Annotated in this window: 24 protein-coding genes and 1 tRNA gene; 7 read left to right on the top strand and 18 right to left on the bottom strand. The window is 42.7% G+C overall.

The annotated features are described in order from the left end of the window. Positions 1-141: 141 nt before the first annotated feature. From msrB to VGB26_09205, 11 genes are all read right to left on the bottom strand, one after another. Entirely contained in the window at positions 142-540 is a 399-nt protein-coding gene (msrB, locus tag VGB26_09255; protein HEX9757975.1) for a peptide-methionine (R)-S-oxide reductase MsrB, read from the bottom strand. Positions 541-552: 12 nt separating this feature from the next. Further along, a complete protein-coding gene (locus VGB26_09250; GenBank protein ID HEX9757974.1) occupies positions 553-1,293 on the bottom strand; it encodes a molybdopterin-dependent oxidoreductase in 741 nt (246 codons plus the stop codon). After that, positions 1,281-1,931, bottom strand: a complete 651-nt coding sequence (locus VGB26_09245) for an SUMF1/EgtB/PvdO family nonheme iron enzyme (protein HEX9757973.1) — start codon at positions 1,929-1,931, stop codon at positions 1,281-1,283. The genes VGB26_09250 and VGB26_09245 overlap by 13 nt, the downstream gene beginning before the upstream one ends. 299 nt (positions 1,932-2,230) lie before the next feature. Continuing rightward, a complete protein-coding gene (locus VGB26_09240) occupies positions 2,231-2,809 on the bottom strand; it encodes a twin-arginine translocation pathway signal protein (protein HEX9757972.1) in 579 nt (192 codons plus the stop codon). Positions 2,810-2,894: 85 nt separating this feature from the next. Next, positions 2,895-4,550 carry a tetratricopeptide repeat protein gene (locus tag VGB26_09235; protein ID HEX9757971.1) on the bottom strand — a complete coding sequence of 552 codons (1,656 nt, stop codon included), beginning with the start codon at positions 4,548-4,550 and terminating at the stop codon, positions 2,895-2,897. A gap of 44 nt (positions 4,551-4,594) precedes the next feature. Continuing rightward, the gene (locus VGB26_09230) at positions 4,595-5,275 is read right to left on the bottom strand and encodes a DUF4412 domain-containing protein (GenBank protein HEX9757970.1); all 681 of its coding nucleotides are present in this window, start codon (positions 5,273-5,275) and stop codon (positions 4,595-4,597) included. Positions 5,276-5,458: 183 nt separating this feature from the next. Next, entirely contained in the window at positions 5,459-6,319 is an 861-nt protein-coding gene (locus tag VGB26_09225; GenBank protein ID HEX9757969.1) for a tetratricopeptide repeat protein, read from the bottom strand. A 35-nt stretch (positions 6,320-6,354) separates the two neighbouring features. Then, complete coding sequence (gene leuD, locus VGB26_09220) at positions 6,355-6,963, bottom strand: 3-isopropylmalate dehydratase small subunit (protein HEX9757968.1); 609 nt, start codon at positions 6,961-6,963, stop codon at positions 6,355-6,357. A 4-nt stretch (positions 6,964-6,967) separates the two neighbouring features. Further along, positions 6,968-8,377 (bottom strand): 3-isopropylmalate dehydratase large subunit, encoded by a 1,410-nt coding sequence (gene leuC / locus VGB26_09215; protein HEX9757967.1) that lies wholly within the window; start codon positions 8,375-8,377, stop codon positions 6,968-6,970. Positions 8,378-8,474: 97 nt separating this feature from the next. Further along, a complete protein-coding gene (locus VGB26_09210) occupies positions 8,475-9,503 on the bottom strand; it encodes a M28 family peptidase (GenBank protein HEX9757966.1) in 1,029 nt (342 codons plus the stop codon). 63 nt (positions 9,504-9,566) lie between these two features. Next, complete coding sequence (locus VGB26_09205) at positions 9,567-10,307, bottom strand: right-handed parallel beta-helix repeat-containing protein (protein HEX9757965.1); 741 nt, start codon at positions 10,305-10,307, stop codon at positions 9,567-9,569. Positions 10,308-11,071: 764 nt separating this feature from the next. Here VGB26_09205 and VGB26_09200 point away from each other — a divergent pair. The 7 genes from VGB26_09200 to rplT all read left to right on the top strand — a co-directional run bounded on the left by VGB26_09200 (position 11,072) and on the right by rplT (position 15,536). Then, entirely contained in the window at positions 11,072-11,668 is a 597-nt protein-coding gene (locus tag VGB26_09200; protein HEX9757964.1) for a helix-turn-helix domain-containing protein, read from the top strand. Positions 11,669-11,807: 139 nt separating this feature from the next. Further along, the gene (locus tag VGB26_09195) at positions 11,808-12,086 is read left to right on the top strand and encodes an HU family DNA-binding protein (protein HEX9757963.1); all 279 of its coding nucleotides are present in this window, start codon (positions 11,808-11,810) and stop codon (positions 12,084-12,086) included. An 85-nt stretch (positions 12,087-12,171) separates the two neighbouring features. After that, positions 12,172-12,246, top strand: a tRNA-Val gene (locus VGB26_09190). 229 nt (positions 12,247-12,475) lie between these two features. Then, on the top strand, positions 12,476-14,404 hold the full coding sequence (gene thrS, locus VGB26_09185; GenBank protein HEX9757962.1) for a threonine--tRNA ligase: 1,929 nt from the start codon (positions 12,476-12,478) through the stop codon (positions 14,402-14,404). Between the two features lie 24 nt (positions 14,405-14,428). After that, on the top strand, positions 14,429-14,938 hold the full coding sequence (infC, locus tag VGB26_09180) for a translation initiation factor IF-3 (GenBank protein ID HEX9757961.1): 510 nt from the start codon (positions 14,429-14,431) through the stop codon (positions 14,936-14,938). Between the two features lie 31 nt (positions 14,939-14,969). Further along, the gene (rpmI, locus tag VGB26_09175; GenBank protein HEX9757960.1) at positions 14,970-15,164 is read left to right on the top strand and encodes a 50S ribosomal protein L35; all 195 of its coding nucleotides are present in this window, start codon (positions 14,970-14,972) and stop codon (positions 15,162-15,164) included. Between the two features lie 15 nt (positions 15,165-15,179). Next, entirely contained in the window at positions 15,180-15,536 is a 357-nt protein-coding gene (rplT, locus tag VGB26_09170; protein ID HEX9757959.1) for a 50S ribosomal protein L20, read from the top strand. 6 nt (positions 15,537-15,542) lie between these two features. On the opposite strand, the gene VGB26_09165 is transcribed toward rplT, so the two are convergent. The 7 genes from VGB26_09165 to VGB26_09135 form a co-directional block, all read right to left on the bottom strand. Beyond that, positions 15,543-16,463, bottom strand: a complete 921-nt coding sequence (locus VGB26_09165) for an LD-carboxypeptidase (GenBank protein ID HEX9757958.1) — start codon at positions 16,461-16,463, stop codon at positions 15,543-15,545. Further along, positions 16,456-17,592 carry a serine hydrolase gene (locus VGB26_09160; GenBank protein HEX9757957.1) on the bottom strand — a complete coding sequence of 379 codons (1,137 nt, stop codon included), beginning with the start codon at positions 17,590-17,592 and terminating at the stop codon, positions 16,456-16,458. The genes VGB26_09165 and VGB26_09160 overlap by 8 nt, the downstream gene beginning before the upstream one ends. Before the next feature lie 9 nt (positions 17,593-17,601). Further along, positions 17,602-19,032: a UDP-N-acetylmuramate:L-alanyl-gamma-D-glutamyl-meso-diaminopimelate ligase gene (gene mpl, locus VGB26_09155; protein HEX9757956.1), complete on the bottom strand. Its 1,431-nt coding sequence runs from the start codon at positions 19,030-19,032 to the stop codon at positions 17,602-17,604. A 48-nt stretch (positions 19,033-19,080) separates the two neighbouring features. Then, entirely contained in the window at positions 19,081-19,485 is a 405-nt protein-coding gene (locus VGB26_09150; protein HEX9757955.1) for a rhodanese-like domain-containing protein, read from the bottom strand. Positions 19,486-19,560: 75 nt separating this feature from the next. Continuing rightward, positions 19,561-20,226: a thiaminase II gene (gene tenA / locus VGB26_09145; protein HEX9757954.1), complete on the bottom strand. Its 666-nt coding sequence runs from the start codon at positions 20,224-20,226 to the stop codon at positions 19,561-19,563. A 149-nt stretch (positions 20,227-20,375) separates the two neighbouring features. Further along, the gene (locus VGB26_09140; protein HEX9757953.1) at positions 20,376-20,744 is read right to left on the bottom strand and encodes a hypothetical protein; all 369 of its coding nucleotides are present in this window, start codon (positions 20,742-20,744) and stop codon (positions 20,376-20,378) included. Between the two features lie 202 nt (positions 20,745-20,946). Then, complete coding sequence (locus tag VGB26_09135; GenBank protein HEX9757952.1) at positions 20,947-21,762, bottom strand: fibronectin type III domain-containing protein; 816 nt, start codon at positions 21,760-21,762, stop codon at positions 20,947-20,949. Between the last annotated feature and the right edge of the window lie 2 nt (positions 21,763-21,764).

Here is a 21,764-nt window from a genome sequence, read left to right as displayed (position 1 = left end):
GGGAATGACGAACTGGATTTTGCAGGAACCTCTAATACTTCAAAGGCTTCAACCACAGAATGACTTTGACTTGACCCTTGCCCTGTATGGACCTTAAACACTTTTTAACAATTTTTACCCACTCGATTACACGAAGACCCTTTATTTCTTCTTGTTCAACTTCAAAGACGCTGAATTGATACAATATCTCTGATGGGTGGGGGCAGGACCATCGGGAAACAGATGACCTAAATGAGCATCACACTTTGAACAAAGAACCTCTACCCTCTCCATTCCATAGCTGTAATCTACCTCTTCTTCGATATTTCTAGAATCAACAGGCTCCCAAAAACTCGGCCATCCTGTTCCTGAGTCGAACTTTGAATCCGAGCTGAAAAGGTCGTTCCCGCAGCAAATACATTGAAAAATTCCCTTCTCCTTAGAATCGCAATATTCACCGGAAAAGGCGCGCTCTGTCCCTTTTTGCCGGGTCACCTGATACTGCTCAGGCGTCAGTTGCCCTTTCCATTCTTCTTCTGTTTTTTGTACTTTTTCTTTCATTTGGCACCCCCCCTAATAATCAAAAATCTCCCCTCCAAAAATCTTTCTTCGTTTTTTCCCCATATCCAAGGGATGATCATATCCGGGAAGAATGGTCCCATCCAGTGAATAGGGCCCAATTTTACTCCAGGTTCCTAGATGGAAACCCTTTACATATTCCATTTCTAAAACCGCTTTCGGGCTTTTATACCCATATTTAAAAGGAACAATGACCCTTAAGGGAAAACCATGTTCATCGGATAAAGGTTCTTTATTCATGGTATGAACCAATAAGGCCCGCTCATGGGTTAAGTCGTTCAGGGGTAAATATTCATTATAAGAATCCGCGCATCGGAAAACCACACCCTCCGCATCAGGCAGCGGACGGACCTTTTCATGAAGGTGTGAAATATGAAAGCCTTCCCATTGGGCCTTGGCGGACCAGCACTCCACACATTTGATCCGGGAAACCTGGGTCTTTTTTGATAGCTTTTTGATCTCTACAAGATCTATTTCCTGGGGATTTTCACAAAGTCCGGTGATTTTCAGTTTCCATTTATCTCCATCCACCCTTTTAAAAGGTTTAAAATACTGAACATAAAATTTTTTAAACCGTCCCTTCCGTGTTTTTCCCACATATTCTTCCCTTCCAAAAAAGTCACCACTGGCCTGAGCACAGGTTTTCGTCTTGAACATTCCAACGAAAAACCCCAGCGTTCCCATTAGGATTCCGATAAGAAACACCCTTCGTTGGATTCCCCCTATTTTACGCATCGAAACCCTAAAAAGATAAACCGTTTATCCGGATCTATGAAAATCCGGTCAAAGGTTTTGCTGTACTCATAATCCAAATGCTCATTCCACACTCCGCCTTTTGCTACACGCCTTTCATTTAGACCTTCGTCTTTAACCCATTCCCATACCGAAGCGGACATGTCCCGAACACCATAGACCGAAACATCTTTTTTATTAAACCCAACGATTCGTTTGGTCATCCCAGAGATTGGAGGATGGGCCCCCCTCCGTTTCTTTTTAATTCCCCACGGGAAAATTCGGCCATCGGTTCCCCGGGCGGCTTTTTCCCATTGGGCCTCGGAAGGAAGTCGTTTTCCCAACCTTTCGCAATAGACATTGGCCTCCTCCCAGGTTACATGGCAAACCGGATGCTTCTCCGCACCCAACGGAAAATGATGGAATGGAAATTCCCCCTGGAACTCTTGATTGGTTACCTCGAACTGATCTATCTGAAAAGAAGGTAATTTTACAGTTTTTCCGTTTACCCCCTCTTCGGCTAGAATTTCTCCCATCAAAAAAGGTCCCTCAGGAATTTGAACCATGGGCCCGGCAAAAACCTTTAGAGAGAAAAAGGCAAAGTCACTAAAAAAAAGAATGATAAAGACCAAAATTTTCAATTTGGTTCAAGTTTCCCGTTCTACAAATTACTTGGTTTTTTCCGGTGTCATTCCAGCGGTTACCACCCCAATGGGAAAGAGCTGGAATTCAATGTTTTTTGACCTCTGGATTACCGCTTTCGCAGGAATGACGGCCTTCATTTTTTTTCAACGTTTTCGTAAGATACCAACAGAATTGAAATTTATTTAAAAACAATCAGTTAAAGACACACGGGTATCATCAAATTTAAAGTATAGTGGAAACAGCGGTGGGTACTCAAGGGGATATAATTTTAAATAAAAAGGGATTTAACTTGAATTTATAATTTGGAGGGGTTCAGGACAATATCAAAGTTTCCCACCAGGAGAGGGGATTTTTTATCTGGATCGGTTTTCTTTAAATCTATGATTAAAGATTCCTTTACAAAACGGTCCCCCTCAATATAAGGATCACCGCTAAAATAGAGTTGGGTGGTCAAAGGTTCAAAACCGGGTTTAGTGACGATATAGTGGATATGCTTTGGCCTCCAGCTGTTCAACCCAATCTTGTAAGCGCCGGGAAGAATCGTTTCATATTCATAATGGCCTTTTTCATTTGTTTTCATCCTTCCCCGAAGCTTAAACTCCTTTGGATTAAATCGCTGAAAAAAACCAGAATTATCATAACTGCCTTCATGGTCTGCTTGCCAAACATCAACCACCGCCCCCGGCAATGCCTCACAATCAAGCCCCAATACTTTCCCAAAAATCTTAAGGGGTTCTCCTTTTTCGTTGGGTCCGGCGATTTTTGTTTTAAAGGGAGCCCCTTCACGGTAAAAAGGACCCAAAATATTATCTTGGGTCGCAACACATCGACCTACGGCCAGGAGGGGAGGGGTAAAAAAGAAAATCCCAGCCATAGAAATTCCCTGTAATAAAAATTTTCTTCGTGATTGCATACAAAATTTTCTCTTATTTGTTCCTCCACATTAGGAACGTCTTTTTTTATTTTTTCAATTTTTTCAAAAATGTTTTTGCTTCTTTAAGTTCCGCTCTGTCTCCATTTGAATTCCGGCAAATCTCTACCAGTTTGGAGTAATACCCCATGGCTTCATCCATTTTTCCCGATTGCTCTGCGGCTTTAGCCGCACCATAAAGCCCATTAAACCGGTTTGGAGATGATTCAAGAGCACTTTCAAAAGCCATTAAAGCCTTATCCGGTTGATCCAAGGCCAAAAGCATCTCCCCCAACAGTTCCGATGCGGGTAAAATGGGACCCGGTGTTACGGGACTTTTTTCCGTTTTGCTTTCCAAAGAAACCGCAAGCTGCATCAGCTTTAGGCCTTGGTCATGATCTCCTTCCGCGAAAACAACCCAGGCCGATGCAGTCAATCTTTGAATTTCAATTTGATTGACCCAATATTTTTTTTTGACCTTTTTCGTTTCATTTTGGAGTTCTTGAAGCCTTTTTACATTTTTTTTCGCTTTCGCTAAATTTCCACCCCGTGCATTTCCAATGGCCCGGGTAAACACCACCGTGGCCTCTGTCCAGGGATACTGTTCCCATGGAAATTGACTCGGATGAAGTAAAAGGTCGGACGCCTCCCCCCAACTCCGCCGCTCAATAGCGTACCTTGCAGGAATCGCCGACAAGGCATAGGCAGATGCTAAATTCACTGTTTGTACCTCTTTCACAGACTGAATTTCTTTCAAGATATCCCGTGCCTTTTGATCCTCCCCTTTCTGAAGATAGGCATACATAAGATAATCCAGGGCATGAAGATCCTCAAAGGAAATCCCTCCCGGATTTTTCTTTTCAGCAAAACGTTTTGCTGCTTGGGAAGAGGCCAAATTGGATTGAATGGATTCATCCCATAAACCCAAGCGAGTAAAAATATGGGAAGGCATGTGAAGGACATGGGGAACGGAAGGTGCGATATTGGAATAAATTTGGGCGGCTTTTTCGGCCCGATGGGCAAGCTCCGGATAATCATAACTATGAATAATATAATGGGCAACACCAGGATGATTCGGTTGGTCTTCTAAAATTCTCTCGAGGATCTCACCAGCCCTTCTTTGCATTTTATAGGTTTTATCATTGGGAGAGGTTGTTCCCAATAAGGAAAGGGCATAAAAAATGGCCGCTTCTTGATCATCGTGATACCGCTCATAGACCCGCTTCATCGCCTGACTATAATCCTCCGCCCGGGTTTCATGATCTACCCGGTCCATTTTTTTATAAAACGTCTCAAGGGCGGCGATATATAGCCATTCCCTCTCGGTATTTTTACCCACCGACCTCGCCATTTTAATTGCAGCGCTCCCCTTTTCCAAATCATCCGTACTGGGGGGTTCCCACAGGGGATGATTATAAGTCATAGCAATACCCCAATAGCCCATTGAACATTCCGGGTCGGTTTGGGTCACTTCTTCAAAAGCCGTTCGTGCCTCGGTATACCAAAAGGAATGGAGCATCGCCAATGCACGCTTAAACTGCTTTTGGGCCTCGCCTTCACATGTAATCAAAAAGGAAACTTGTCCCAGTTTTTCGGAATTTCCATTCACGGAGGGTTGAGTGTGCCCATTGTTGGGGAAAGAGGTGGTCATTAAAGCGATTAAAAGCCCAAATAAAAATATTTTTAAGGTCTTTTGGTTTTTCACCGTATTTAGAATTCCTCCCTATTATGTCTAACTGTTTTTTTACCTTACCTTGAACCGTTTTCCATGCCTTCCATCCCTAACCCATGCCCACCAAAAGGAAAGCCCATATCCATTTTAGTATAACCGGAAGGAATTTCAAAAATATTTGGATCCTGTTTCCCAATTTTTACGTTTTTCAAATGCATTTTTATTTGAAAGGGTTGGCCTTTTCCCACAGTCACCGTATCCATTTTCAGGGTAATGCCATCCTTCGTCGTCCACATATACCCTTGAAAGGTGGTTCCCGAAAAATCTTTAACGCTTATTTTACTTTTGATTGATTTCATTCCTTCAATCATTTCTTCACCAACCACCGTCTGGGTAATCTCTTCATAAGAAAATTCTCCAGCCCCTTGTTTAGTTTTTTGATCGCTCAGACTCATTTCCATGTACAAGTTTTGCGCGGGCATCAACATCCATATTACATTTTTATCCATTCGGCTGATGACAACCTGTTTGGAATCTCCCAGGTCCAGTTCGCGGCGCTCTTTATCCATAGACCGGTAAATTTTAGACTCAGAGGTATAATTCCCTGTCTGAACATAGCTATCCGCAGAAAACTCAACTTTGGGTTCGGGTAACCCCGCCGCGTAGGCCCCACCGGTGATTAAGAAAAAAGAAAGAAAAAACAGTAGGTTTTTATCGACCCATTTTAAGGAAAAGATCCATTTCCTGAATTTTTTCAATATTGACCCGTTATTCTAAAATTTCAGGAAGTATATAGAAACCAGGATGCAATCTCAAGAGATAGCCAGGGTTCCAAACGGTTCTGGGTTTATTTCGCAAGATGGGTTTTTAATAGAATCAAAAAAGAAAAGGGAAAAACCCAAAGTTCCCAATAGAAATTCTTTTCTTTGGTTTTTCTGTTTTTAACTCAAGATCAGACGGGCCATTTTATCCCGATAGGTCTCAGCCAAAGGGGAACGGGAACCGATTAATTCAAACAGTTGAAGAACCGCCTTCCGCGCACCATCATCTTTAAAGGCTCGATCTTTTTCCATAATGGTTAGGTAAATCTCAAATGCTTCAGAATATTTTTCTTCCGCAGAAAGGTATATGGCCAAATCCCAAAGGGCTTCTAAATTGTGGGGATCTTTTTGGGTTTTTTCTCTTAACTCCAATTCTGAGGGACCTTGCTGGAGGATTATTCCTAAATCTATTTTCGTTTTAAGCCTTGAAACGGTTTGGTCCAACTGCAGAGCCCCGGGAAGCCCGTTAAAAAAACCTTCCGCTTCTTCCAAGCGGCCCAACGCTACTAAAACTCGCAGTTTTCCAATTAGCGATTGGGCATGGGATGGCTCCTTTTGAAGGGCATCCTCATATTTTTTTAGGGCTCCACCCGGATTTTTCTCTTCTAAAGATTGGGCTTCGGTAGATACCCGGTCCGCTTCCGATGGAACCAACCCTTCAATAAATTCACGGATCTGTCTTTCCCGAAGAACACCCACAAACTCATCTTTAATTTCTCCATTCACAACCGCTTTTACTGCGGGTATGCCTTGAATTTGAAATTGTTGGGCCAAAGTTGGATTTTCATCGGTATTCACCTTTGCCAGGTGAACTTTTCCACCTAGGCTATCGATCACCTGTTCCAGGATGGGACCCAGCGTTCGGCACGGTCCGCACCAGGGAGCCCAAAAATCCACCAGAACCGGAACCTGTTGGGAAACCGCAACCACTTTTTCCTCAAAATCGGTTTCCGTTACATTTTCAATCCAAGAGGGTGTCATTTAACCTCCACTTAAGAAAAAACACCAGAGCTTTATCAATTTGGAATTTGGTGATTTTCAGTGTGTTTTTTTTCAAATTGAAGAATTTTCTGTTCATATTGAAGGGTTAGACCAATGTCATCCAAACCGTTTAGCAAACAATGGCGTCGAAATTCATCCACTTCAAAAGAAAAGTTTAATCCTTCTCCGGATGTGATCTTCTTTTTTTCCAGATTAACGGTTAATTGGAACCCCGGGTTTTGTCTAACCTTTTCAAATAGCCCCTCCACTTGATCTTCCGAAAGGGAAATGGGGAGAATTCCGTTTTTAAAACAATTATTATAAAAAATATCTGCAAAAGAAGGGGCAATTATACAACGAAAGCCATAATCCAACAGGGCCCATGGGGCATGTTCCCGCGAGGAACCGCACCCAAAATTGGCCCGTGTCACCAAAATGGATGCGCCGTGATAGCGGTCAGCATTCATTTCAAATTCGGGGTTGGGGTTGCCTCCTTCCATTAACCGCCAATCATAGAAAAGAAACTGCCCAAATCCTGTACGTTCAATCCTTTTTAAAAACTGTTTCGGTATGATTTGATCGGTATCCACATTGGGCAAATCTAAAAGGGTCACAATGCCCGTTATGGTTTGAAAAGCCTCCATCATTTTACCTTTTTTTGATATCCATTTGCCGCACATCCACAAAATGGCCCTCCACCGCTGCCGCCGCTGCCATTAAGGGACCTACCAGGTGGGTCCTTCCTCCTTTTCCCTGGCGCCCTTCAAAATTCCGGTTAGAGGTGGAAGCACACCGCTCCCCGGGCTTTAGAATATCGGGATTCATCCCCAAACACATGGAGCAACCTGATTCACGCCAATCGAACCCTGCTTCTCTAAAAACTCGATCTAAACCTTCTTCTTCTGCGTGCTTTTTAACTTGCTGGGAACCCGGAACCACCATGGCATAGACCCGAGACGACACCTTTTTTCCCTTTACAAACTCGGCCACCCGCCTTAGGTCTTCAATCCTCGAATTCGTACAGGAACCAATAAAAACCCGATCAATCGGAATGTCGATCATTGAAGTGTCGGCCTTCAATCCCATGTAGTCCAAAGCCCGTTCGGCTGACTTCCTTGCATTGGGATCCGAAAACGAAGACGGATTTGGAACCCCGGCATCTATGGAAACCACTTGCCCCGGATTGGTTCCCCAAGTCACCTGGGGAGAAATGGATGCCGCGTTTAATTTTAGAGTCCGATCAAAAACGGCCCCCGGATCACTGCAGAGCTCTTTCCACTTTTGAACCGCTTCTCTAAATTGAGGAGGTGCATAGCGCCGCCCTTTCAAATACTCAAAAGTGGTTTCATCGGGAGCAATCATTCCTGCCCGGGCTCCTCCCTCGATGGACATATTGCAAACGGTCATACGCTCTTCCATGGTTAGGCTCTGAATGGTATTTCCGCCATATTCAATCACACACCCCGTTCCCCCACCCGTTCCAATGTGACCAATTATTGAAAGAATAATATCTTTTGCTTCTACGCCATACGGAAGTGTGCCATTCACCTCAATGAGAAAGGTTTTGGGCCGATCCTGTAAAAGGCATTGGGTAGCAAAAACATGCTCGACTTCGCTGGTCCCGATTCCAAATGCCAAGGCCCCGAAAGCCCCATGGGTGGAGGTATGGCTATCCCCACAAACCATGGTAATCCCGGGAAGTGTCAAACCCAGCTCAGGGCCTATGACATGAACAATGCCTTGATCAGGACTCTGGAGATCAAAAAGTTTAACGCCAAACTCTTTGCAATTTTTTGCAAGAGTTTCCATTTGTTTGGCGGAAATAGGGTCATCAATGGGCTGAGAGCGGTCCGATGTAGGAACATTATGATCCATAGTTGCAAAGGTCAGTTCGGGACGCCGTATCCTTCTTCCGCTTAAACGCAACCCTTCAAAGGCTTGTGGAGAGGTCACTTCATGAACCAAATGCCGATCAATGTAAATCAATGAAGGCTTTCCTGGTTCTTCGTAGACGGTGTGTGTTTCCCAGATTTTCTCAAACAGTGTTTTTGGCTTCATCCCTAACATCAACTTTAGGTTAAATTTTCATTTTTGCATAATTATCTGCTTCACCGCAAGACTAAACTCACAAACCATAAAAAGGAAAAGGATGTCCCTACGGTTTTTTTGGGGGGTTCGCCACCTCGGAGACCACCCGGGCCAATCCCGCCACCACCCTCGCGGTTCGAGGATAATTTACTTTATCGGGAGTATCCTCCTGAGAATGATATTGGGCATACCTAAACAGGGCTGTATCGGTAACCATCAAAGCCGGATAGCCTTCCCTCCAAAAAGATTGGTGGTCAGACCAACCGATCCCTGTCATCCACCCAGGAGCGGCTACCCCTTCGGATGGAAAAGATGTATGCCTTCTAAAAGAATCGATACTGTCATACACCAGGGATTTTGAGGCCACATTTCCAACGAAGGCAATAAAGTTAGCCGTACTGGGATAAAAATAACGAAAGGGAAAAGGATATTGCTGACTCCCCTCTGCATCATCGTAATATCCGATGGTTTCAATAGAAAACATGGCCACAATATTCTCTTCAAGTTCCCGGGAACGATTTGCGTACACCCGGCTTCCCATATCCTGAGTCATTGAAAACGGAGGCTCTTCATTAACAAAGGCTACAAAACGGACCGTTCGTTTATTGGGTTGACCAAAAAGAAGCCGAGCGATTTCCAAAACCGCAGCCGTTCCCGTTGCATTGTCGTTTGCCCCCGGGGATACTCGAACAGAATCATAGTGGGCACCGATTAAAACAATTTCATTCGGACGATGGGTTCCCTCCAACTGTACCTCAATATTTTTGACTTTTTTTCCCTGAACCCCATACTCTTGGGAAAATACCTCATACCCCATACTTTTAAATATTCGTTCAATATAATTCGCAGATGACTGTAAGGCTTGATATTGCCAAAGGTTCCGCTCCCCAATTTCTCCCGCCAAAATTTGGATGTGTTTCAAAAGGAAAGTTTGAATCTCATTTTCTTCTTCTTTCAAAGGAGGAAGAGGCCCAGAATAGGATTTTCCCGGCATATTGATCATATATTGAACCCCAAAGGCCAAAACGATAGAAATACCCAATAAAAAAGCGATTATTCTCAGCCAGGGAGAGAGCCTCCGGGGGAAAAGATCCACAAGTTTCTCACCCAACTTTTTTAAGTCTTATTAAGAATGACATTTCTTTTAAAGAAAAATTTCCTACCGCCCAATTTCAGCAAGGGGGGTTCGGGTAATTTGAAACGCCCCTCTGGGATTTTTTTCTAACTCATTTGAGGATAGGATTTCTGAAAGGGGGGGAGAGATCTTGCAATCCGGCGTTAACACAAGTCCCCATTCCTGGTTTTCAAAAAATTGGTTCTCCAACACCAAGGCCTCCGCAAGGTGAAATAACAGCAACCCGCTCAGCATGTTGTTACGGCAAATGTTACGAACGATATCGGGGGAGGTCTCATGATCCCGAACGGCTATCCCAAAGTGATGGTTTTCATAGGACACATTTTTTGAAATATAAGGCCGGGCACCCGCAAAAATGAAAATCCCCGACTCCCGATTATGGCAAATTTCATTGTCGATCAAAGACACCCTGTTTTCTGGGCCATAGATCACGATTCCAGACAAAATCCCCTCCATGACACGGCAGCTCCTGATGGTACAGGTGGAATCCAAAACATTCATGGCCGAATGTTGATCACTTCCAACATAACGAAATGTCATTCCGCTCACTAAGCCTTCGGTCACTTTTTGAAGGTAAAAAGGCCCTCCCTTGCGGCAAAAAACTTGAACCTGATCTTTTCCAGCACCGATTAAACGAATGGGACGGTCGGCAACAAAAATCTTGTCCTCATAGGTACCAGGGCGCACAAATACTTGATCTTCCGGACCCGCCTCCACAAGGGCCGAACTGGGCCTTGGATAGAAAGAGGGATTTGAGGAATCCACGATTAAGGTCCTCCCCCCAGCCGGGTTTTCCGGTGGTTCTGTAATCAATTCCCTATTCAAATTCTCTTTTACCCGCCTTAAATGATTCCAAAAGATTAGGTTAGTGAAATTATTGAAGAATTTCAACAAAATTAGAAATATACTCTTCCCCTTTGGGGAGAAAATTTAAGAAAAACATGAGAAAAAAAAATGAAATCTTTTTCAAAAAAGAGTAAAATTTTTGTAATAACAAAAGCCAATTCTTCACGGTTCCAAAAAAACAAATAAATATAAAAGAATACCTTAATCTACATGATTGGCACCCTTTTTGTTTTAATGACTCATAATCCTAGAAAAAAAATTCCATTGAATCATTCCGCTATTTATTTTCCCTTTGCGCCTCAGGTTTTGGTTACTTTTTTTTTAAAAATAGATTCCTCGGCAAGGTAAAAAACGGAGAAATTTAAAACAGGATTCGCTTTATCTGTTTCTTATTAATTATCCTGATTCAGTGTATGTTTATCATTAAGGTTTTACCTTTTGTTTGAATTTTTCAATTTCAATAATTTACTTGAAAAATTAAGTTTAATTAATTTTTAAGAATTAAGTTTCCATTCATTTTTTTAATTAAATTTTTTTCCCTATTGACAGGATTAAATGGCTATGTTAAAGAATCCTTGTTTAATCCTCAAATTAAACCTTTCCAGAAAAATTCCAAGTAACACAAGACCCTTCTTAACAGGAAAGTCATATTAAGGAAGGTTCTATCATTTCCCGGAGCGGCCATGGGTGGGCAACATATTTTATTGGTCAACGAAGATCCTGATCTTTCCAAAGAATTTCAAAGAACCTTTGAAAAAACAGGTACCGGCCTAACTTTCCTTTCATCCACAATGAATTTGGGACAACATTTAACAAAAAATAGCTATTCCATGATTATTTTGGAATCTAAAAAAGGATTTCAGGAAAATTTAATGACTATTTTTGAAAAGAACTCCACCAAAGACTTTTTTTTAATCGTGGGAACCTCCCAATCCATCCGTTCCGGGGCCGGAAAAATTCAAGAATTATCCAACGAAATTAAAAATGATGAAAAAAAAACAAATTCACAAACGATTTCAACCCATTCTTCCCGCGATCTTTTTCTTAATGATTTTGTAGAAAGAAAATTAAAAGATTTTGTTAAGCGAATGAGCTTAAGCCAAGGAAGGAACCTTTACTCCTTGTTAATTAAAGAAATTGAAAAACCTTTAATCACCATGATCTTAAATGAAACAAAAGGAAACCAGGTGCAAGCTGCCCATATGTTAGGGGTCAATCGAAATACGCTTAGGAAAAAAATAAAAGAATTAAAAATCACGATTAAACGGACAAAAAAGTAAAATCTTTCTCCAAATCCTCCATCGAAAACCTAATTTTCCCTTGACAACGAAAAAGTGAGTTGTTACCCTTTCCCCTCTAAAATGGGGCCCGAACATTCCCAAACAGAGGTGGAACAATTTTAACATTGGAGGACCATGCATGACCAAGGAAGATTTAATCGAAAAAATGGCAGAAAGTGCGGGAATCAGTAAGTTGGCTGCGGGAAAGAGTTTATTAGCCTTTGTAAACGGGGTCAGTACCGCCTTAAAAAATGGACAAAAAGTAACCATGGTTGGTTTTGGTACCTTTTCAATCAGCCAAAGAAAGGCAAGAAAAGGACGAAATCCACGCACCGGAAAAGAAATTATGATTCCGGAAACCCGGTCACCCAAATTCTCTGCAGGAAAAGCCCTCAAATCCGCTGTAAAATTAATTTAATACGGCTCCCAAAGACCTACCGAAGGTTTCTAATTTTCGCTTGACAACACATTGTATTATCTATAAAATCGGGGAAAGTTTTTATAGGCGCGTAGCTCAGGGGTAGAGCGCTACCTTGACACGGTAGAGGTCGGCGGTTCAAAACCGCCCGTGCCTACCATTTACCGTGCGGTTTCCCCATAAGAATGATTAATTTAAAGCCAAGGGAATGGTCCATAACGTCGGAACCAAAACCCACGGCTGCCCAATTTATAAAAAAATGGATCTTGGTTTAATCGGTTTGTAATTGATTTAAATGAGTGAAAAGGCATCAGGCACTCCTTGCGCGTGATGCCTTTTTCTTTTTTTGTCAAAAGGTTTTTTTTAAGAGAAAAAAAGCGAGACCCGTGGTGAAGGATAAAACCGTTCAAATTACCTATAAAAATCAAGAACCCATCCCTTTCCAAATCGGGACTCGCTTTTCTGAGGTCCTCCGGAAAATAGCTCCGACAATAGAAAGTGAGATTGTGGCTTTAAAATTCAACGAACAGCTCAAAGGGCTCAGCGAAGAGGTCACGGAATCGGGAACTATTGATTTTCTGAGTTTCTCTACCCCAGAAGGACGTGATATTTATCGCCACAGCAGTTCCCATATTATGGCTCAGGCTGTTAAGGCTCTTTTTCCAAAAACCCAATTGGCAATTGGTCCTCCGATAGAAGATGGGTTTTATTATGATTTCGCCTTTGAGCGCCCTTTTACCCCTGAAGATTTAGAACGGGTGGAGGAGAAAATGAAGGAAATTGTTGAAGCAGACCTACCCATTTTTCGGAAAGAGCTTAAAAAGGAGGAGGCCATTTCTCTTTTTAGAAAAAAAGGGGAAGATTATAAAGTAGAGCTAATTGAAGGGATTTCCGATCCCATTATCTCTTTATTTCAACAAGGGGAATTTATCGACCTTTGCAGAGGCCCCCATCTCCCTTCCACAAAAAAAATGAAGTCTTTCAAAATTCTCAACAGCGCAGGTGCCTATTGGAGGGGAAACGAAAAAAATGCCATGCTTCAGCGCATTTACGGAACATCATTTCCAAACCCCAAAGGACTCAAAGATTATTTAACCAAGAGAGAAGAAATTAAAAGGCGCGATCACCGAAAAATTGGAAGGGATTTGGACCTTTTCAATATTCATGATGAGTCCGGTCCAGGGTTGGTTCTCTGGCACCCCAAGGGGGCTCTTGTCCGGAAAATCATTGAAGATTTTTGGAGGGATGAGCATCAAAAAGCCGGGTATGATTTCGTATTCACACCCCATATAGCAAAACTTGATTTATGGAAAGAAAGCGGACATTTAGAATTTTACAAGGAAAACATGTTTTCTCACATTAATGTGGAAGGGTCGGATTACCAACTAAAACCGATGAACTGTCCCTTTCATATTCTCATTTATAAATCCCACCTAAGGAGCTACCGGGATCTCCCAATTCGTTTCGCGGAGTTGGGAACTGTTTACCGGTACGAGCGCTCAGGGGTGCTTCACGGGCTATTGCGGGTTCGAGGATTTACACAAGATGATGCTCATATTTTTTGCCGACCTGACCAGTTGGAAGAGGAGATTAATCAGGTTTTGGATTTCACTCTTTTTGTCTTGAAAACCTTTGGGTTTACCGAGTATGATATCTATCTTTCGACTAGGCCGGAGCACTTTGTGGGGTCCCCGGAAAACTGGGAAAAAGCCACCCTGGCCCTAAAATCCTCCTTAGAACATCATGGCCTCCCTTTTCAGGTGGACCCAGGTGAAGGAGTTTTTTACGGACCGAAAATCGATATAAAAATTAAGGACGTTCTCGGCAGAGCCTGGCAATGCACAACCATTCAGGTGGATTTTAACCTTCCGGAGCGTTTTGGTATTGGGTTTATTGGAGAGGATGGCAATGAACATCGCCCCATAATGGTTCATCGGGCCCTTTTGGGATCCCTGGAGCGGTTTCTGGGAGTTCTTATTGAAAATTATGCAGGGGCGTTTCCCACCTGGCTTGCCCCTATCCAGGTGATGCTGATCCCCATAACCGACCAACAACATCCCTATGCTCAGGAGGTTCATACCCGTTTGAAGGGAGAGGGGATAAGGGTTCAAACCGACTTGAGAAAAGAAAAAATGAATCTTAAAATCCGTGAGGCCCAATTAGCAAAAACTCCCTTTATGCTCATAATGGGGGATCGGGAGGTAAAAGAAAATACCGTCTCCGTTCGCAAAAGAACCGGGGAGAACTTAGGGGCAAAAGGAATCGAGGAAGTCCTTAAAATGATCCAGGAAGATATTCAATCAAGAGGTTTAACCTGACCCAGTTTAAAAAAGGAGGATGCCATCGTTCAAAAACTAAGGGTGAATAAGGAAATTTGGGCGCGGGAGGTAAGGGTCATCGGTCCTGATGGTGAGCAAATCGGAATCCTTTCCCCAAAGGAGGCCCTTTCAAAAGCTGAAGAAATGGGATTTGACCTGGTAGAGGTAGCTCCTACGGCACAACCCCCCGTATGCCGTATTATGGATTTCGGAAAATATAAATATGAGGAAAACAAAAAGCTTCATGCCATGAAGTCCAGTCAAAAAAACGTCCAGGTAAAAGAGGTCAAGTTAAGACCGCGAACAGAAAAACACGATTTGGAATATAAAATTCGTAATTTAAAACGGTTTTTAGAAGAAGGTAATAAAGCAAAAGTTACCGTCACCTTTCGGGGGCGCGAGCAGGCTTATATGGGAATGGGACAGTCTCTTTTAGGCAAGGTCGCTTCAGACATCGCCGATGTCGGTGTCATTGAGCAACCCCCGCGAAGAGAGGGGAACAACTTGACCATGTTAATTTCCCCCAAATCTTAAAGAAATATAACGAGGAAGGAGTCAGGCCAACGTGAAATTAAAGTCAAACCGAGGGGCATCCAAACGATTTAAAATAACCGGAAAAGGAAAGATTGCCAGACGGAAAGCATCCAAAAGCCATCTGTTAACGGGAAAGTCTTCAAAACGAAAACGGGGATTAAAAAAAATGGCGCTAGTCCATAAATCCAACACCGAGAAGATTCGGAGACTACTCCCCTATCAATAACCAAAGGAGGGCATTATGCCAAGGGTAAAAGGTGGACCAAAAACGCGGAGGCGGAGAAAAGGGGTACTGAAACTCGCCAAAGGGTATCGAGGAGCAAAAAGCAAACTTTTCAGAACCGCAACCGAAGCTGTAGATAAAGCGCTACAATATGCCTATCGGGATAGGCGCCAGAAAAAACGCGATTTTCGAAAACTTTGGATTGCTAGAATTAACGCTGCAGCCGCTCTTCAAGGACTTTCCTATAGCCGGTTTATGGGAGGGTTAAAGGTTTTAAATATTAATTTAAATAGAAAAATTTTGGCAGACCTGGCGGTTTTTGATCTCCCTGCTTTTAATCAATTGGCAGAGACTGTCAAACAAAAGGCAAGTTGAATTTTTTCAATCCAGGGTTCCTCGTTCCAAGAGCTTTAATTCGCCGTTGGCACCATCCAAACTGACTTTCACCCCCAAGGGAATGGTTACGTTATGTTCTCCGTGTCCTGATGGAAATCCATAGAGGATCGGCCCTGGAAAATCCTTCAGACAATCCATTAAGACATCCGTTAAATGGTAAGACTTTCCGGTTTCGGTTTGACATTTCTCCATGGTTCCAAAAAGAATTCCCCTGACTCCCTTCAATTTTCCCACTGTTTTCAAGTAGGTTAACATACGGTCTACCCGGTATGGAGCTTCCTCAATATCTTCCAAAAAGAGGATACGTCCCTCCGTTTCAAACTCAAAAGGGGTTCCAATGCTTTGACAAAGAAGACTCAAACATCCGCCCGTTAAAACCCCTTCTGCCCTTCCTTTTCTTAAAATTTCCACCGAGGGAAACGAAAAGGAAATTTCGGAATGGTTAGACAACATATTCCAGAGAAAAAATTTATCGGTTAGAGAGGACCCTTTCCTCCCAAAATTGGGAGCAACCATGGGACCATGAAAAGAGACCATTTGGCATTGTCTCAAAAGAAAAAGGAGAAGGAACGTTAGATCGCTGCTTCCCACCACAATTTTGGGTTCTGTTTTAAAAACCTCTGGTCTCAAAAAAGGAATTAGCCTGAGGGTCCCATACCCTCCCCTTGCGGCCACCACTGCCCTGACCTCTGGCTTTTGATATAGCTCAATGAGGTCCTTGGCCCGCTCCTCATCGGTTCCGGCTAAATATCGAAAGGATTGATGAATAGATTTTCCCAATAAAATCTTAAACCCAAGCGATTCCAATCGTCGAACCCCTAAAAAAAGTTCCTCTTTTTCAACGGGCCCGGCAGGGGAAACAATTCCAATGGTATCTCCCCGTTTTAGAGGGACGGGTTTAATCATGGATCATCTCCTTAAAAATTAAATCGTGCAGGCGCGGCCTAAAAAATTTTATTTGGTCATTGTTCCGGGAAGGATGAACCCTGTTGGTGAGAAAAACAACGATCAAATCCCGAACAGGATCAATCCAAAGTGATGTTCCTGTAAAACCCAAATGACCAAAAGAGGCTTCCGAAAAAAATCGACCCGATGAAGAGGGTTCGGTCCTCATCATCCATCCCAAACCCCATTCATTAGGGTATCCTTGCGTAAATTCGCGAATAAGAGCTGAGTCAAAAAAACTGTTTCCACCGTGAAAGGACTTCAGAACCGAAAAAGCAAAACAGGCAATATCCCTGGCGGTTGAGAATAAACCTGCATGACCCGCTACGCCTCCCATGGCATACGCATTATCATCATGAACTTCTCCTAATAAAACCTTTCCCCGCCATGGACACCGCTCCGTTGCCGCCACATGGGTGATGGGACACTCCTTTTGGGGAAACGGGAGGAATCCCGTGTGCATCAAACCCAACGGAACAAAAATCTCCTTTTTACAAAAAGAGTCCAGGGTTTCACCCGATAAGCGTTCAATACATTCCCCCAATAAAATAAAACCCAAGTCACTATAAAGCTGTCGGTCCCCGGGTTCATATACCAGTGGTTCCTGATGAACCAGCTCATACATTTGTTGCTTCGCCTGTTGACTTCCTAAAAACCCTTGTTTTCTCTTTTCCGCTTTCCGAATGTTATTATAAAAAGGGCGTGTATCCGGGAAGCCAGAGGCATGAGATAAAAGCAACCTTAATGTGATCTTTTTTTTCACAACATCCAAAACCCCATTCAGAATTTCTTCTAGGAAGGTATCCAGGTTAATTTTTTTAGGGGAAAAATGGGAATGCTTCAAAAGCCGTGGGGATTGAAAACCCTTTTGGATTAATAAAAGAATGGCAGAGGTGGTGGCGATAACCTTGGTCAGAGAAGCAACATCAAACAACGTTTCAATGGAAACGTTTTCATTTTCCATCTCCAGGGAAGTTTTTCCCCAAGCTCCTTGGTAGATTACCTGTTCCCCTTTTTGAACCCAAAGAACCGCACCTGGAAAAACCCCCTGGTTCTTTCCTTCTTCAATGAGGACCGAAATCAGATCCAATGTCTTCCTTTATGAAAAATGTTCCTCCAACACCTGGATCAATTTTTTATGTAAACCGTCAAAGCTCCCACTGGACATGATACAGACCAAATCCCCTGGCTGAAGCTGGGATACCATTTCATGAAGAATCTCTCCGGTTTGGGGTAAAAACCATGCCCTTTTCCCACTTTTTTCAATATCCTCCACCAGTTTTTTGGGATCAAGGCGTTCTTCGGGAGGAATCTTTTCAGGAGAAAAAAGATCGGCAATCACCACGCAATCTGCAGACCTAAAAGCGTTGACAAATTCCTTTTGAAAAATATTTTTTCGGCTGGTGGCTGACCGCGGCTCAAAAACAGCCCAGAGCCGCCGATGGGGATGGGAATTTTTGAGACCCGTTAGGGTTTCCTGAATCGCAGTGGGATGGTGGGCAAAATCATCTAGGACCAAAATTTCCCGTACCTCTCCGACAACCTCCTGGCGACGCTTTACCCCCCGGAACTGGGTTAAACCTTCTTTGACTTTTTCCAGCGGAAGCCCTATACGTTGGGAAACAGCAATCACGGCAAGAACGTTCTTTAAATTGTGAAGGCCCACCACCGGAACTTCAAAATCTCCTTGGGGTTGTCCCTTGTACCGAAGCTCAAAATGTATTCCCCCCTTCCGGTATTTGATCCCATCCGCCCACCAATCTGCGTTGGATTCTAAACCATAGCGCTCCACCTTACAGGAAACCGGTTTTAGTATATCATCAATATTGGGATCTCCCTGGGCAGCAACCAAAAAACCATCAGGGGGTAAAAGATCAATAAACTTTTTAAAAGCGGCCTTAATAGAATTAAGATCCTTGTAAATATCCCCATGGTCAAATTCAATGCTGGTAATTACTCCAATGGTGGGTTTGTAATGAAGAAATTTCGGACCTTTATCGAAAAAAGCGGTATCATATTCATCCCCCTCAACAACAAAATATTGGCCTCCCCCCAACTGATTATTTCCATTAAAATTGAGGGCCCATCCCCCAATCATGCATCCTGGATTGAGTCCGGCAAACTCCAATATCCAGGCCATCAAAGCACTGGTGGTTGTTTTTCCGTGTGTTCCCGTAATGACTACATTTTTTTTCCCGTCCAGAAAAAAAGTCGCCAGGGCTTGAGGAAGAGAAAGATAAGGAATCTGTTTATTTAAGACTTCCTGAACTTCGGGATTGGTCTTTGGAACTGCATTTCCAATGACAACAAGGTCAGGACGGGGATTCAGGTGGGAGGGAGAAAACCCTACCTTTGGGTTTATCCCTAAACCCTCTAAATAGGTACTCATGGGAGGGTAAGCATTATGATCGGAACCGCTGACCTCAAAACCCGAGTCCTTCAACATTCCGGCCAAGGACCCCATCCCCGTTCCGCATATGGCAATGAGGTGAATGTGTCGAACTTTTTTGGGATCAAAATTTTCTATCATAGAAACCCTACCAAAGGTTTTTCCAAACACCATTATTCAGGATTCTTTTTATCTTACTTTTTTATTCCCAACGGGTATACGTTTTTCAGTCTGGATCGGATAATCAGCCTTTAACCAGGCTTTTATCCCACCTGCCATGGAAAAGACCTTTTGATACCCCATCTTTTTTAAATTCAGGGCCGCCAGCGCGGAACGATATCCCCCCCCACAATAAAGAATAATTTCACACTTTTTATCGGGAACCAATTCTTCAATGTCCCGCTCGATGATCCCCCGTCCCAAATGAAGGGCTCCCTTGGCGGATCTATTCTGAAACTCATGGTCCTCTCTGACATCAATGAAATAAAACCTCTCTCCCCGTTCAAGTTTCTTTTTGACTTTGAATACCGAAGACTCCTTTATATTTTTTTTGGCCTGTCGGACTAATTTTAAAAACCCGGGTTTATGGTCCACCAGCCTTTTCCCCCTAGATAATCTAATCCAAATTTAAAAATAAAAATTTTTACGACCAAAAATTGAATGATGGAATCAAACAGGCCACTTTTCTTCATTCCATGCCATTTGCCAAAAAAGCAATTCATATTGCGAACTAATCCAAAAATCATGTTCCACTTTTTTTCTAATTTGAGGTCCAACGGATAGGGCCAACCGATCAACCAGAGCACGCATCCACGCGGCAACCTCTGCAAACTCAGGAGAGGAATACAATGAAAGCCAATTTATATAAGGGTGGTTTTTGGGAATGGGCTTTCGGCAAAGGTGCAACCCTACTTCACAATAGATCCAAGCACAAGGCAATGCCACACTGGTAATTTCGATTAAACTTCCTGTGAGTGCCACCTGGAGCATATGCCGGGTATAGGCATAGTTGGTTGGTGCCATGGGAACGGATGTCATTTGGGTATCACTTAATTTCCACTTTTTCCCATATTCACGATGAAGGGCTTGCTCTACCTCCAAGGTGTCGGCTTGAAGTTTTGTAAAATGGGACATTAATTTTGAGTTGGGGCTTCGAAATGCCCCTTGTCCAAAAACTTTTGAAAGCTCAAAAAGGAAAAGAGAGTCTTGAAGAATATAGAATTTAAATTTTTTTGGGGAAAGGCTTCCATTTCCAAGGGCTCTCACAAAAGGATGCTTGAGTTGTGCATTCCAAATGGGCTGGGATTTTTTCCTTAATCGCTGAGTAAAAGTCACTCCAAGCTCCTAAATAAAAACATTTTAGAACAGGACTTTTGAAATTGCAAACCTAAGGGGTTGCTGAACGGACTATAAGTTTTTAGGAATAAAAGAAATGGATAGCGAGAAAAAAAATATTTCTTTTAAATTATTTTAATAGAATTAATTTAAATTCTGAAGCGGGATTTTTTCCTAAAAAAAGGAAGGGACGGATTATCTGTATCTTCAATTTCTTGTCGAACTTGAATGATCAATTCCTGTTGTTTTTGGATCTCCTCCTCAATTTGACTAAGGAAACTATAATATAGGGCCACTTCCTGTTGCGTCATATCATCTTCCTGCCGTTCTCTTAATTCATAAATGGATCTTTCCTGGATATCTTCCAAAAGAAATAAGCGTTCTTCCTCTTGCATATAATATAATTTGTCCCTCTTTGGCTTTCGCTTCCCGGCAACCACTTTCCCGTTCTCTCGATAAGAAACGGAGGAAAATCTTTTTTGACTTTTGCCTGGGCGTTTCTTATTTAATTGGGACACGAGCACCTCCGCAAGGTTTTTTTCTCATAAGAGTTCACCTTTTAATATTGTAAAAAAGAAACACTTACTTGATCCCATTAGGATTTTTTTCCTTCGCAGTTTTTATCATATCCAATGATCCCGGTTTGTCAAGTAACGTCAATTTTTAACAGGTTTATCTGGCTGTCGGGAAATAACTTAAACTTAAAATGAGAATAGAAATTTAAGGGATGGTTAAGGTGAGCTCTTCAGATGAACCGCTCTGGCATCCATTTTTTGAAACCGCGGTAACCCGATAGGTATAGGTATTCCCTCGAACAATGTTTCGATCAAGGTATTTGTTGGTTGAAAGGGAGGTCGTTTTTAACTTTTCAAAATCCTCAAATCCCTGCTTCCGTTCAATTTGGTAACCTACATCGGCCTCACCGGTTGGGAAGCTCCAGGTTAGAAGTATCCCTGATTTTCCTTGCCGCGGACTCCAAAGCTGGCCTGGGATTTGAGGGGGTGCATTTTGGGCAGCCTGAGCTTTTAAAAGAAACTGTCTTTTTTTTAGTTTTTCATTGGAAAACGTGTAATTAGAAGCAATCTCCATATCAATAACTTGCCCAGTAGTTTGATCAATCAGGTTAAATTTCACATTCTCACAGCCTGATTCGGTAACCGATGCCACCCATTGCAGGGTAATGGGAGTTTTATCCTTATTGGAGGAAACCTCAAACGTCCAAGCCATTGGGAGGTGATCCTCCCGAAAATCTCTCCAGAGAGGGTCCAAATGACCAGGCATCTCTGGATGAGGGAAAGAGGCTTTAAGAGTATCCCCAAGGAAAAGTGCCGGAACATCAAAAAGGGGATCAAAACCAACGGTGGTTTTTTGGTTTCCCCCGGCAACAAGGCGTTGTGTGGCTTTTCCATTATCGGCTAAAGCATCTGAGACCGATACCTTTATTTCCATTTCAAAATTAAAGGCCTGGACAACGGAAATCAATGTGAAATAGAAGAAAAGGGAGAAAAAAAATACCAATATTTTTTTTTCCATCATAT

The organism is Nitrospiria bacterium, from assembly GCA_036397255.1.
GTDB lineage: Bacteria > Nitrospirota > Nitrospiria > DASWJH01 > DASWJH01 > DASWJH01.
This window is presented reverse-complemented; position numbering and strand designations above follow the sequence as displayed.

Bases quoted from the DNA above. Each gene is read 5' to 3' on its own strand.
- VGB26_09225 (HEX9757969.1), bottom strand. From the start codon at position 6,319: ATGACACCCTCTTGGATTGAAAATGTAACGGAAACCGATTTTGAGGAA.
- leuD (HEX9757968.1), bottom strand. From the start codon at position 6,963: ATGGAGGCTTTTCAAACCATAACGGGCATTGTGACCCTTTTAGATTTG.
- VGB26_09250 (HEX9757974.1), bottom strand. From the start codon at position 1,293: ATGCGTAAAATAGGGGGAATCCAACGAAGGGTGTTTCTTATCGGAATC.
- rplT (HEX9757959.1), top strand. From the start codon at position 15,180: ATGCCAAGGGTAAAAGGTGGACCAAAAACGCGGAGGCGGAGAAAAGGG.
- VGB26_09195 (HEX9757963.1), top strand. From the start codon at position 11,808: ATGACCAAGGAAGATTTAATCGAAAAAATGGCAGAAAGTGCGGGAATC.
- leuC (HEX9757967.1), bottom strand. From the start codon at position 8,377: ATGAAGCCAAAAACACTGTTTGAGAAAATCTGGGAAACACACACCGTC.
- mpl (HEX9757956.1), bottom strand. From the start codon at position 19,032: ATGATAGAAAATTTTGATCCCAAAAAAGTTCGACACATTCACCTCATT.
- VGB26_09240 (HEX9757972.1), bottom strand. From the start codon at position 2,809: ATGGCTGGGATTTTCTTTTTTACCCCTCCCCTCCTGGCCGTAGGTCGA.
- VGB26_09200 (HEX9757964.1), top strand. From the start codon at position 11,072: ATGGGTGGGCAACATATTTTATTGGTCAACGAAGATCCTGATCTTTCC.
- msrB (HEX9757975.1), bottom strand. From the start codon at position 540: ATGAAAGAAAAAGTACAAAAAACAGAAGAAGAATGGAAAGGGCAACTG.
- VGB26_09135 (HEX9757952.1), bottom strand. From the start codon at position 21,762: ATGATGGAAAAAAAAATATTGGTATTTTTTTTCTCCCTTTTCTTCTAT.
- VGB26_09165 (HEX9757958.1), bottom strand. From the start codon at position 16,463: ATGATTAAACCCGTCCCTCTAAAACGGGGAGATACCATTGGAATTGTT.